Source organism: Nitrospina sp. P1_D6, assembly GCF_052156615.1.
Classification (GTDB): domain Bacteria; phylum Nitrospinota; class Nitrospinia; order Nitrospinales; family Nitrospinaceae; genus Nitrospina.
The window spans coordinates 239,941-252,776 of record NZ_JBQKUN010000002.1 but is presented as its reverse complement, the minus strand read 5'-3'; the positions used below and the strand labels follow the sequence as shown (position 1 = coordinate 252,776).

Sequence of the window (12,836 nt, the reverse complement as noted above, 5' to 3'; positions counted from 1 at the left end):
CGGCCATGCCCGTCATCAAAATCTACGACACCACATTGCGCGATGGTTCCCAGGCTGAAGACATCACCTTCACCGTCGAGGACAAAATCCGCATCGCCCACAAGCTCGACGAAAACGGATTCAATTACATTGAAGGCGGGTGGCCGGGGTCCAATCCCAAGGACGTGGATTTCTTCGAAAAGGTGAAGCACCTCAAGTTCGAGCAGGCCAAAATCGTCGCTTTCGGCAGCACGCGTTCGCCCCGCAAGCGGGCGGACCAGGACCCGAACCTGAACCAGTTGCTGAAAGCGGGTACGGAAGTGATCACCATCTTCGGCAAAAGCTGGGACATGCACGTCAAGGAGGCGCTGGAAACCGACCTCGATGAAAACCTGCGCATGGTTGCGGAAAGCATCCAGTACCTCAAAAAGAATACCGACGAAGTGATGTTCGACGCGGAACATTTTTTCGACGGCTACAAGCACAACCCCGAATATGCGCTCAAGGTGTTGAAAGCGGCGGAGAACGCCGGAGCGGACTGGATCGTGCTTTGCGACACCAACGGGGGTTCCATGCCATGGGAAGTGCACTCGATCTTTGAAACCGTAGCGGCGGAGTTGAAGGGCAAGCTTGGCATCCACACGCACAACGACTCGGAGCTGGGTGTTGCCAACGCGCTGGCCGCGGTGAAGGCGGGCGCACGTCAGGTGCAGGGCACTGTCAACGGTATCGGCGAGCGGTGCGGCAACTGCAACCTCATCTCCGTGGTTCCCAACCTGAAATTGAAGATGGGAATGGATTGTCTCGACGCCAAACAGATGAAGAAGCTTAAGGAACTGTCGGCGTTTGTGGATGAACTTGCCAATCGTTCGCACTGGAATCACCAACCCTACGTCGGCAAAAGCGCCTTCGCCCACAAGGGCGGTGTGCACGTCTCCGCCATCCGCAAAAACCGCGAAACGTATGAGCACATCGATCCCGAACTGGTGGGCAACCAGACACGCATCCTGGTATCGGATCTTTCCGGCAAGAGCAATATCGTGTTCAAGGCGCAGGAGTTCGGGCTGGATATCGATTCCGCGGATCCGAAGGTGCAGGAACTCCTGGAAGAACTCAAGCGGGCCGAGCGGCTGGGCTTTCAATATGAAGGCGCGGAAGGTTCGTTCGAACTCATCATGCGCGAGGCGCTGGGCCAGCGGGAAGAACATTTCGAGTTCGTCGGTTTCCGTGTGATCGTCGAAAAACGCAAGGAGGACGAGGCCCCCATCGCCGAAGCGACGGTCAAGGTGAAAGTCAACGGCGTGCAGGAAGTCACCGCGGCGGAAGGCGACGGTCCGGTGAACGCGCTGGACAAGGCGTTGCGGAAAGCGCTCACGCGTTTCTACCCGGAACTGGAGGAGATGAGCCTGTACGACTACAAGGTGCGCATCCTCGACGAGAGCAAGGGGACGAGCGCGAAAATCCGGGTGCTTCTGGAGTCCGGAGACCAGAATGCCAAGTGGGGCACCGTCGGTGTCTCCGAAGACATCATTGAGGCCAGCTGGCAGGCATTGATCGATGCCATCATCTACAAGCTGGGTGTGGCTCCCCGCCACGCCAAGGAAAAAGCCGAGTCCAAAACCCAGCCCAAGCTGGAGCGCCGGGGCTCCCGGTTTCACCTGAAAATTTGATCGGCGTCACAGCGCCGTACGTAAAAACGTGTCCACGTTGGTGGTGTAAAACGTGCGGACGCTTTGGGTGGTTTCCTCGTAGTCCCTCATCAACTCTTCCGCCGCTCCCCCGTTTTCCCCTTTGTACCCCAGAATACGCGCCAGCGTTTGCAGGGCCACCGGGTCTTTCGGAAGGTGGTTGCTGAACTGCGGGTTGATGAGGCGGAGGCTGCACTCCACGTTGCGCAGGAATTCGTAATGTTTCTGCAAGGCCTCCGCCTGTTCGTATTGCAGGATGCCGTAGGCTGACAGGGTGTTGATGACTTCCAGCGTGTTGGTGGCGCGCAGTTTGGGATTGCGTCGGCCGTGCATGAGTTGGAGAATCTGGACGGTGAACTCGATGTCCGCCAGTCCGCCGTGACCGAGCTTCACGTTTCTGCCTTTTTTGCTTTCCTCTGCAAGCTCTTTTTCCATGCGTTCCCGCAGACGTGCGATTTCAATCAGGGACCCGTACTCCAGTTTCGACCGGTAGGTGAACTTGTGCGCGACCTCGAGAAACCGGTCTCCCAGTTCCCTGTCCCCCGCAATGAAACGTGCGCGCGTCATCGCCTGTTGTTCCCATATCCGGCCCCGCGATTCGAAGTAGTCCTTGTAGCCTTTGAGCGACAGCACCAGCGCGCCGCGGCTTCCTTCCGGACGCAGGTCGGTATCGATCTTGTAGGCCGGGCCCACGGCTGAACTCTCCGACGACAACTGAAAAATCCCCTGCGCGAGTTGAGAATAAAGCGTCATGGCGGTGAGGTCGTTTTCCGGATCTTCCTCTTTGTTGTCGTAGACAAAAACAATGTCGAGGTCGGAGCCGAAATTCAATTCGCGACCACCCAGTTTGCCCAAACCCATGATGGCGAAGCCTTCGCGTGGGGCCGAATTCGCGGGCCCTTCCTGAATGCGGTTCCATGCCAAATCCAGAACCGATTGCAGGTACAGGTCCGCCAGGTTGGACAGATCCAGCAACGTGCCGGGCAGGTCCGCTTCATGGATGAGGTAACGGGTGCCGATACGCAGCTCCTCCGCCTGCTTGAACCAGCGCAGGGACAGGTTGCGCTGTTCCGGCGTTTCACAGGTGGACAGGAAATCGTCCAACCCGCGTTTCATTTTTTCCGGGGTTTTGAACCGGTACAGCGATTCCACGTTGGAAAGAACGTCAATGAAATTGGGTTGCTTGATCAGGAACGTGGAAAGCGTTTCACTGGAGCCGAAAAGGATCAGCAGGAGTTCCAGGAATTTTTCGTTGTCATGGAACAGGTCCAGGTATGTTTCCCGGGCCTTGCTGGCCTCGACAAACTTCACCAGGTTTTCAACGGCGAAGTTGGCGTTGGGCACCTTGCGGCACAAATTCAAAACCTGGGGAAGAACTTTGTAGAAGGTTTGAATTCCCCGTTCCGTCGCCGGTTTGGAGGAAGGCCCGTCGCGCAGGGAGCACAGAAACTGAAAGGCCCGTTTGGAATCGTTGAAGGGGTACTGGGAAAGATACTCTTCGGAAAAGCGGCTCTCGATATCCTGCCGGGCGTCCCATTTCTGCGATGTGTCGTGTGCGGCCTTCTGATCCTTGTCCTCCGAAAACAACTGGTCGAACATGGCGCCGACAAAACAGGTATGACGTTCGAATTCCTTTTGCAGGTTGTCCGCAAGGCTTGAAACGTTTCCGGCCTGGCACCCCATTTTCCGCGCCAGCACCGCCTGGCTTCGTGTTTCCCTGGGGATGCTGTAGGTTTGCAGACCGAAGGTCAACTGCACCCGATTCTCGAGGTTGCGGAGAAAAATATAGGCGTCGTAAAGTTTGTTGTATTCGTCGGTACCGACAAATTCACGTTCCTTGAGTTTGGCCAGCGTGGACAGGGTGCCCGTGTCGCGCAGGCTGGAGTCGCGTCCTCCAAACAGCAACTGGTAAGACTGGATGATGAACTCAATTTCCCGGATACCTCCAAAGCCGAGTTTGATATTGCCCTTTTCCTGCTTTTTCTGTTTGAGGTTGGCGTCGACCTTTCGCTTCAGTGCCTTGACTTCCTCAATGGCGTTGAAGTCCAGAGTTTTCCGGTAAACGAAGGGACGGATCATGGAAAAGAACTGCTGTCCGAGTTTTTCACTGCCTGCGGAAACCCGCGCCTTGATCAACGCCTGCCGTTCCCAGGTGCGCCCCACCGATTCGTAATACGTTTCACAGAAAGACAGGGAGTGCGCGATCTCTCCGTTCTGCCCTTCCGGCCTCAGGTTGAGGTCCACCCGGAACACGTTGCCGTCGCTGGTGATTTCGTTGATGAGGCGGGTGATGCGTTGTCCCAGCTTGGTGTGGAATTCATAACAGGTGATGGTTCCGGAAGGGGGGCTGATCAGGCTGTGCGCCTTTGTTTCGCCCTCGGCGCTGGTGTAAATGTAGATGAGGTCGATGTCGGAACTGTAGTTCAATTCGCGTCCACCCAGTTTGCCCATGGCAAGAATGGTGAACTCCGATTCCTTTTCCGTGCCATCGTGGTCGCGGAACATGGGCGCACCGTGTTTGTTTACCAGTTCCCGGTGGGCATGTTCATAAGCGACCTGCAGGCAGACGTCGGCCAGGTTCGACAGGTCTTCCAAAGTCTCCAGCGTGTCGGCGCGACCCATGAGGTCCCGCAAGCCGATGCGTATGTATTCGCGCTTTTTGAATTTGCGGAGCAGGGAGGTTGTGGTGACGCCGGACGCAGCCCGGTCCATCATCGTGTAATAATCCCGGTACAACTGGTCTTTGGTGCGCGAAGTATTCAGCGTTTCCGGGTCCACCAGCCAGTCGAAAAATTCCGGATGGCGCAGCAACGAATCCGTGAGGACCTGGCTTCCGGAAAAAAGGATCATGAGCGCATTGAGAAAATCGGGCGTGCGCGTGAGGAACGAATACAAGTGTTCCTTGTCCGGCAACTTCGAGGAAAGCCTCTCGAAGTTGTTGAGCGCGAGATCCGGATCGTAGCATTGTTCCAGGCATTCGAGCAGGCTTGGGAAAAATGCGGGATAAAGCTCGTGGAAATTGGCCTGCTCCTTGAGCATCATCAAATTGTGCCAGGCTTTTTTGGGGTCGTCGAAACCGACTCCCGATAGCGGTTGGGTCCACGAGTCCGACCAGGTTTCCCCTTCCAGTACAAGCGAGCTCAAATGAGTGACAACATTCATGACGGCAATTGGGAAAAAAAGAATATGTGCATTACTCTACCATATATAAAAACCCCTCCGGATAATTCCGGAGGGGTTTTGCAATGGCAACCTGCAACGGTGGAAACTTTGCCTCTTTTCCGTCCGGATTACGCGTCGTAGTAAAGGTAGAACTCGTACGGGTGCGGGCGCAGGCGGATGGGAGCCACTTCGTTTTCCCGCTTGTAGGAGATCCACCGATCAATGATGTCCTGCGTGAAGACGTCGCCTTTGAGCAGGAACTCATGATCTTCCTCCAGACAATCCAACGCTTCTTCAAGAGACGTGGGCAGGCTGGGGATGTTCGCCAGGTCTTCCGGCCCGAGGGCGTAGATGTCCTTGTCCAGCGGCTCGCCCGGATCGATTTTGTTTTCGATGCCGTCGAGGCCGGCCATCAGCAACGCCGAGAACGCCAGGTAACCGTTCGCGGTCGGGTCCGGGAAGCGGCACTCGATCCGTTTTGCCTTCGGGCTCGGCGAGTACATCGGGATGCGGATGGATGCACTGCGGTTCCGGCTGGAATACGCCAGGTTGACCGGAGCTTCGAAGCCCGGTACCAGCCGTTTGTAGGAGTTGTTGGTCGGCGCGACGAATGCCGCAAGGGCGCGTGCATGTTTCAGCACGCCGCCGATGTAGTGCATGCCCATCTCGCTCATGCCCGCGTAGCTGTTGCCCGCGAACAGGGGTTTGCCGTCCTTCCAGATGCTCTGGTGCACGTGCATTCCGGAACCGTTGTCTCCGTAAATGGGTTTCGGCATGAAGGTGGCCGTCCTGTTGTGGCGGCGGGCGACGTTCTTCACGATGTACTTGAACCACATCAGGTTGTCCGCGCATTTCACCATGTCAGAGAAACGCATGTCGATTTCGCACTGGCCGCCGGAGGCCACTTCATGGTGATGGCATTCCATGGCGATGCCTACTTTTTCCATGAGGAGGAGCATCTCGGTGCGGATGTCCTGCAGGCTGTCGCTCGGCCCGACGGGGAAGTAGCCTTCCTTATGGCGCGGTTTGTAACCCAGGTTGGGGCCTTCGTCGCGTCCCGTGTTCCAGTTGCCTTCCCGTGAATCCACGTAATAGGCAGAGCGGTTGATGTCCACTTCGTAACGCACGTCGTCGAACAGGAAGAATTCCGGTTCCGGTCCGAAATAAGCCGTGTCACCGATGCCCGTCGATTTCAGGTACGCCTCCGCTTTCTGGGCGATGTTGCGCGGGTCGCGGGTGTATTTTTCCTTGGTGATGGGATCCACGATGTTGCAGATCATGCTGATGGTCGGGACCTGCATGAAGGGATCCATCACCGCCGAGGTGCTGTCCGGCATGACCAGCATGTCACTGGCGTTGATGGCCTGCCAGCCGCGTATGCTGGATCCGTCGAACCCCAGGCCGTCTTCAAACAAATGCTCTTCCAATTCGCTCATGGGAACACTGAAGTGCTGCCACGTGCCAAGAAGGTCCATGAACTTCAGGTCCACCATCTCGGCGTTTTTGTTTTTTGCAAAATCGATTACCTCTTTGGGGGTCATTATGCTCTCCTCAAGCTTGTGTATGGATAAAACAATTCAGAACAGGTGCACGCTCGTGGAAACCCGGCGCCATTGCGGGGAGGACCGGCAATGGGTCAGATAGCTTCTTCGCCTCGTTCCCCTGTGCGAATTCGAATGGTGTCTACCAGGTCGGTGACGAAAATTTTACCGTCGCCGATCCGGCCCGTCTGGGCGCTTTTCATGATGGCGTCGACAACGTCGTCCAACTGGTTGTCGGGAATGATGATTTCCAGTTTGATCTTGGGAAGGAAATCCACGACGTATTCCGCGCCGCGATAGAGCTCAGTATGTCCCTTTTGCCGGCCGAACCCTTTCACCTCGCTGACGGTAATGCCTTTGATGCCGATCTCGTTGAGCTTTTCCTTGACCTCGTCGAGTTTGAACGGCTTGATCACTGCCTCCACTTTTTTCATAAACATATCCTCACGTCGAAAGGAACGCTCCGCGGTTTTTCGCCCGAAGGCCAAAACCAGGGGATCGTTCGGATCTGTTGGGGTCAAGCTGGTTTGGATGGGTCGATGGATTCGAACCTTAAACCAAAATTACCAACCGAGCTAGCAAATTTTGGTAAACCGCCGTCCTCCCAGACCATAGATGGTTCCCTTAATATCCAATTTCCGTGCCAATTTCCCAATTTTGGGTGCAAAACTTGAAGTCTGTTACTCATTACAGAACAAAGAGTTGTGGTGTCGACGCCGGAAGCATCCGGTGGCGGGTCCTGTGATTCGCCACAAGGTTGCCTGTTAATGCGTCAAACTCAAAAATGGTGATGGAAATTGGGGCAGTCAGGGGAAGCTCACCTCCTGTGCCAGCCGCTTCAGTTCGGCTTCCAGTTCACTCCGGCGGACTTCCAGAAGGGCGTTGTCTGCTTCACGGGGGAGGTCCCGGAACGGGCTGTAGGCGATGCGGCACCGGCTGAAGGGCAGGGGCAACATGAACCGGTCCCAGCTTTTGAACTGGATTTTCCAGCGGGCATCCCAGGAACAGGCGGAATAGGGTGCACCGGTCAGCCGACTCAGATACAGGGTGCCCATCTGCGCAACGTGCCGGGGGCCGCGCGATCCATCGGCCATGATGCCGACGGTAAAACTATTTTTGAGAGCCCGGATCAGGGTACGGGTGCTGGCGGTGGGTTGCTTGTACGACGAGCCGCGCACCACCTGGTAGCCCATCCATTTGCACATGCTTGCCGCCAGGTCGCCGTCGGTACTGGGGCTGATGAGGATGGTCAGTTCCTTCCAGCCGCGGAAATGATAAAAGAACAGGCCCAGGTGCTGGTGCCAGCAGGTCAGAATGTGCGGGCGGCCCTGCCGGAATACCTCCTGCTCGATCTCCGGATTCAAAACCTGGATGCGCAGGGTTTTGAACCACAGGTGCACCAGGCAGAAAATGAGGGGTGGCAGGATGTGGTTAAAGAGAAACTTTTTCATCGGCCGTGCCGGAGGGCAGATTCAACGAGTCGAGAATGTTCTGCGCGATGCGGTCCACCACGCCCGGCTCGCCCAGCGAGCGCCGCACGTCTTTGAGGCGCTGGCGGAACTCGGCGGCGTGTTCGGGATCGTTCAACACCTTGAGCGCTTCGTCGGCGATGGCTTCCGGCGTCACCTGTTCGTTCAAAAGTTCAGTGGCCACCTGTTCTTCGGCAACGATATTGATCAGCCCGAACAGGCGGATGTCGGTGAAAAATCGCGCGATGAAATACGTCAGCGGATGCACTTTGTAGATGATGACCATGGGGCATTCGAGCAGTCCCGCTTCCAGGGTCGCGGAACCCGATGCCATGATGAGGAAATCGCTCCCCGCCATCACTTCGTAATTACGCCCGGTGACCAGACGGATATCGAGCGGATTGTTGCCGAGGCGTTCCCGCAGGAGGTCGGGGTCGATGGAGTCCGCCACCGGCAGGAGGAATTGCACGTCGCCGAGTTTGTCTTTCAGAATGCGCGCCGCGCCGAGGATGTCGTCGAGCAGGTAATTGATCTCGCTCATCCGGCTTCCGGGCATGAGGCCGACGGTGGTTTTGCCGGGATCGAGCTCGAACTCGCGGAACGCATCTTCTTTCGACAGATGCGGTTTGGCGATGTCCACGAACGGATGCCCGAAGTATTCCACATCCACGTCCACTTCGCGGTAGATGTCCTTCTCGAAGGGAAGGATGACGTACATCTTTTTCCCGGTCGCGGCGATGGTATGGATGCGCCCTTTGCGCGAAGCCCAGACCTGCGGGCTGATGTAATAGTAAACGGGGCAATGGTGTTTTTTGCACACGCGGGCGAGGCGCAGGTTGAAGAACGGGTAGTTGATGAGGATGGCGCCGGCGTACTGTCCTTTGGCGATTTCGCGTGAAAGTTTGCGGAAGACGGCGATGTGGTGCCACAGGTTGCTGAAAAATTCAAAAAGACCCATGCCTCCCATGCGCTGGATGTCGAACAGGGTGCGCACACCGGCGTTCTGCATGTGGTGGCCACCGACGCCTTCAAATTCGATTTCGGGATGGCGTTCCTTCATGGCATGAACCAGGTTGCCACCATGCAGGTCGCCCGAAGCTTCTCCGGCCACGATCAGGATGCGTTGGTTCGGCCCGTTCATGCCGCATCCGGAGTGGGTGTGGAATGGGAAGGGGGCACGGGGGGTTGTACCGAGACGATGGCGAGTCCTGCTGCGTCCGCCATGTCGACCACCTTCTCGCGTTCAATCACCATGACGCGGCCGGCTTCGATGGCCAGCGCGGCGGCGTTGCCTGCGATCAGGGTTTCGACGGTTTTGGGTCCGATGCCGGGGCTGTCGAACCGGTAGTCCTGGTCGGTGCGGCTGACCTTGATGGCGGTGCATGCGCCCTGCGACAATTCACACCCGCGGGCCAGGGTGCGGTCGGTGCCTTCCACCGCCTCGACGGCGATGACGGTGCCGTCTTTCATCACAAGGGTCTGACCGATTTCCTGGTCGGCCATGTACTTGGCGATGGCGAATCCCGCTTCAATGTCAGCCAGGGATTTTTTTGACGGTTTGGCGCGGGTCAGGACTCCGGCGGAAGGGTAGAGTTCCTTCATGAAATCCATTTGATCGAGAACCGTGTAGCCGCGTTTTTCAACTTCTTCAATGATGCGGGTCAGGATGTCCTTGTCCTGACTTGTGGTGAGCGACATCATGAACTTCAGGGAAAACATGTCAAACATCTGCGGGCGGAAAATCATTTCCTTTTCCACCTTGCCCAGAATGAGCACCTCGCGGACATGGGTGGCTTCCAGGGTGCTGAAAATCTTTCCAGCCTTGACGGGACTGATGCAGAAATTCTGTTCGACGTAGGGCTGAAGGGTTTCACCGATGGCTTCGGTGAACGACACGGAGATCAGTGGAATGCCGCGCTCCTTTGCCTTGCGGGCGAAGTACACCGGGATGTCTCCGGCTCCGGCGATCAAACCGATGGGCTGTTCCCTGTCGTGGTTCATGACGGCTGGTTTCCTTCACCGGACCGCGACTCTTGAAAGGTTGATTCCGCGGGGGAAGCGTTGCGGGCGGGACCGTTCACTTCCCGTTTCTCTGCTTTTTGAACGCGCCCACAATGTCGAGTGCAATTTCCAGCGAGTACAATTCCTTGTCCACGGCCACGTTGCGCGGTGTGCCGTTCTGCACACAGTCCAGGAAATGCTGGAGCTCCAGCTTGAGTGGGTTGTCCTTGTGCACGAATATGCGTTCGATCAACGATTCCTGCTTGTAACGCAGAGCGTCCTTGCTCAACTGGTGCTCGGAAGAAGTCTGGCGATGCACGTAGATTTCCTGGTCGGTGTAATCGAGCAGGATGTAAGACTCTTTTTGTGTCACGGAAAGGGTGCGGATCTTGTTCTGCGAGGCGCGGCTGGCGATGATGTTGGCCATGCACCCGTTTTCAAATTCCATCTGCACGTTCACCAGGTCATCCCGGTTGGTGAACACGGAAGTGCCCATGACGTTGATGCCGACCACTTTGGATTGCATGAGGTTGAGGAGGATGTCGATATCATGGATCATGATGTCCAGCACCACGCCGTCGTCCTTGATACGCTGGTTGAACGGGCCCATGCGTTTGCATTCCACAAAGATGGGTTCGTGCACCAGTTTGTGCAGTTCCTGCACGGCGCCGTTGAAGCGCTCGACGTGGCCGATGTGCAGGATGAGCTTTTTTTTCTCTGCGATGTCAAACAACTCGCGGGCCTGTTCGAGGTTGGTGGCGCAGGGTTTTTCCAGAAGGACGTGAATGCCCGCCTGCAGGAAGTCCTTGGTGACGGGATAATGCAGGGCGGTGGGCACGGCCACCACGACGGCGTCCACCTGGCCGAACATTTCCTTGTAATCGGAGACGGCAGTCAGGCCGTAACGGTTGCTGATCTCCCGGCACCGGTCCTCGTTGACGTCGGCGATATGCGTCAGTTTGATATCGCGCATTTCAGACAGCACACCGACATGGTACTGTCCCATTTTTCCAATGCCGACCACGCCGGCTCGCAGTGCTTCCATCAATCGATAAATCCTCGTTTGGAGTTCTTCATAAAATCAATAAGATATCGGATTTCGGGGTGCATTTCAATTTCCGCCTCAATCTTTTCAATAACCTGTGTTGTGTTCCACTCCGGACTGCGGATCAACTTGATGGCGGTTTTGATGGCGGTGCGCACTTCCGGTTTCACCTCCCGGCGGCGCAGGCCCACCGCGTTCAGCCCGACGAGCCCCGCGGGATTGCCCGCCACCGTGGTGTAGGGCAGGACGTCCTGATTGACACCGGACATGCCGCCCACCATGGAGCCGGTGCCGACACGCACGTGCTGGTGGATCCCAACCTGCCCGGAAATGAAGGCGAAGTCTTCCACCACGATATGCCCCGCCAACCCCGCGTAGTTGACTACAACCACGTTGTTGCCGACCTCGCAGTCGTGCGCAAGATGGGCGTAGCCCATCAACATGCAATTGTTGCCGACACGGGTGGTGCCGTTTTCGTGCCCGGACCGGTGAACGGTGACGTATTCGCGAATGGTGGTGTGGTCGCCGATGCGGGCGAACGACACCATGTCGCGCTTGAAACCGGTGATCTGCGGTTCCCCGCCGATCTGCGCTCCCTGAAAAATGCGGCTGTGCTTACCGATGGTGCTGCCGGGTTCGATCAGCACATGCGGACCGATCTCGGTGCCCTCACCGATGACCACGTTGGGCCCGATGATGCTGTAGTGTCCGATCGAAACGCCGGGGCCGAGTTGGGCTTTGGGATCGATGATGGCGGTATTCGCGATGCTCACTGTAGCGGTTCCATAAAGAAGGATTATGAACGAGGTCGACCGGCCGGCGGGATTGGGGTCAGGCTGACCGGGAACAAGACAAGGTACCGATAAATTTTAAACCCGGATGAAAAACGTTTTCAATCTTTTCCCAGAACCGCCTGCAACTGTCCCTCACAGGCGAGAGTGTCCCCCACCATGGCCTTGCCCTGGAAGCGGAATAATTCGCCGCGCTGCTTGATCTTGGTCAGTTCCATGCGCAGGGTGTCGCCGGGAACTACGGGTTTGCGGAACTTGACACCGTCGATCCCCGTGAAAAAAACGGATGCGTGCCCTTCCTTGTTCAGGACGCGAAGCGCCAGGATACACGCGACCTGCGCCATGGCTTCGACGATCAGCACACCGGGCATCACCGGGAACTCCGGGAAATGGCCTGGGAAAAACGGTTCGTTGTGCGTGACGTTCTTGATGCCGACAATGTGGCTGTCGTCATCACATTCAATCACCTTGTCCACCAGCAGAAAGGGGTAGCGGTGGGGAATGATTTTTTTGATGTCATTGATGTCGAGCATGGTTTCCTCAGTTTGAAGCGGGTGGGCCGGGGCCGCGACAGACGTCCGCGCGCCCTCGCACCTTATTTATTCATGCGGTTGTAGGTTTCGGTGGCGAGTTGGGTCAGGTCCGCCGAGTCATCGCTGTAAAACACCGTTTTCTGTTCCAGGATCATGGTCAGTTTCTTCTGTTTCCCGATCTTTTTGATGACGTCCAGCATTTTTTTCAGGATACGGTTGGTGATTTCCTGTTCCTTGCGGGCGAACTCGTCATTCCTGTCCTGAACGTATCGCTCCAGATCTTTTTTCTCCTGGATGAAGCGCTCTTCTTTTTTCTTTTTCAGGTTGGGATCGAGGACAAAGCTCTGCTTGTTGATTTCTTCAAGCAGTTTCTGCACCCGTTTTTCCTTGAGCGCGATGCGCTTTTTTTCTTCCTCAAAGTCGGCCTTGAATTTGTTAAGCGCGTTTTTGAATTCCTTCGTTCCGGAAACGGCTTCCTGCATGTTGATGAAACCGATTTTGACGTCCGCCGCAAGGGCTTGAGTGCCGGACAGGGGGAGTGAAGCCCAGGCGAGTCCCAGCACCAGGACACATTTCCATACGATTGCCAATCTGTCTCCAGACCTGTTCATGAAAACCTCTCTTGTG

At 56.5% G+C, this 12,836-nt stretch carries 11 protein-coding genes; 1 reads left to right on the top strand and 10 read right to left on the bottom strand.

The genetic code is table 11. From position 1 onward, the window contains the following. Nucleotides 1-5: 5 nt before the first annotated feature. Nucleotides 6-1,649: a citramalate synthase gene (gene cimA / locus ACTRXA_RS04780; RefSeq protein ID WP_442426062.1), complete on the top strand. Its 1,644-nt coding sequence runs from the start codon at nt 6-8 to the stop codon at nt 1,647-1,649. A gap of 6 nt (nt 1,650-1,655) precedes the next feature. On the opposite strand, the gene glnE is transcribed toward cimA, so the two are convergent. From glnE to ACTRXA_RS04730, 10 genes are all read right to left on the bottom strand, one after another. Beyond that, complete coding sequence (gene glnE, locus ACTRXA_RS04775; RefSeq protein WP_442426061.1) at nt 1,656-4,829, bottom strand: bifunctional [glutamate--ammonia ligase]-adenylyl-L-tyrosine phosphorylase/[glutamate--ammonia-ligase] adenylyltransferase; 3,174 nt, start codon at nt 4,827-4,829, stop codon at nt 1,656-1,658. 128 nt (nt 4,830-4,957) lie between these two features. Beyond that, entirely contained in the window at nt 4,958-6,370 is a 1,413-nt protein-coding gene (glnA, locus tag ACTRXA_RS04770; RefSeq protein ID WP_442426060.1) for a type I glutamate--ammonia ligase, read from the bottom strand. A 95-nt stretch (nt 6,371-6,465) separates the two neighbouring features. After that, the gene (locus tag ACTRXA_RS04765; RefSeq protein WP_005006120.1) at nt 6,466-6,804 is read right to left on the bottom strand and encodes a P-II family nitrogen regulator; all 339 of its coding nucleotides are present in this window, start codon (nt 6,802-6,804) and stop codon (nt 6,466-6,468) included. Between the two features lie 372 nt (nt 6,805-7,176). Beyond that, complete coding sequence (locus tag ACTRXA_RS04760) at nt 7,177-7,821, bottom strand: lysophospholipid acyltransferase family protein (RefSeq protein WP_442426059.1); 645 nt, start codon at nt 7,819-7,821, stop codon at nt 7,177-7,179. After that, the gene (gene lpxB / locus ACTRXA_RS04755) at nt 7,802-8,980 is read right to left on the bottom strand and encodes a lipid-A-disaccharide synthase (RefSeq protein WP_442426058.1); all 1,179 of its coding nucleotides are present in this window, start codon (nt 8,978-8,980) and stop codon (nt 7,802-7,804) included. The genes ACTRXA_RS04760 and lpxB overlap by 20 nt, the downstream gene beginning before the upstream one ends. After that, entirely contained in the window at nt 8,977-9,840 is an 864-nt protein-coding gene (locus ACTRXA_RS04750) for an LpxI family protein (protein ID WP_442426057.1), read from the bottom strand. Before ACTRXA_RS04750 ends, lpxB begins: the two co-directional genes overlap by 4 nt. A 76-nt stretch (nt 9,841-9,916) precedes the next feature. Continuing rightward, complete coding sequence (locus ACTRXA_RS04745) at nt 9,917-10,888, bottom strand: Gfo/Idh/MocA family oxidoreductase (protein WP_442426056.1); 972 nt, start codon at nt 10,886-10,888, stop codon at nt 9,917-9,919. Continuing rightward, nucleotides 10,885-11,658, bottom strand: a complete 774-nt coding sequence (gene lpxA / locus ACTRXA_RS04740) for an acyl-ACP--UDP-N-acetylglucosamine O-acyltransferase (protein ID WP_442426055.1) — start codon at nt 11,656-11,658, stop codon at nt 10,885-10,887. Before lpxA ends, ACTRXA_RS04745 begins: the two co-directional genes overlap by 4 nt. Nucleotides 11,659-11,777: 119 nt before the next feature. Next, nucleotides 11,778-12,209, bottom strand: coding sequence for a 3-hydroxyacyl-ACP dehydratase FabZ (gene fabZ / locus ACTRXA_RS04735; RefSeq protein ID WP_442426054.1), 432 nt, complete (start codon nt 12,207-12,209; stop codon nt 11,778-11,780). Nucleotides 12,210-12,271: 62 nt separating this feature from the next. Next, on the bottom strand, nt 12,272-12,799 hold the full coding sequence (locus ACTRXA_RS04730) for an OmpH family outer membrane protein (RefSeq protein WP_442426053.1): 528 nt from the start codon (nt 12,797-12,799) through the stop codon (nt 12,272-12,274). Between the last annotated feature and the right edge of the window lie 37 nt (nt 12,800-12,836).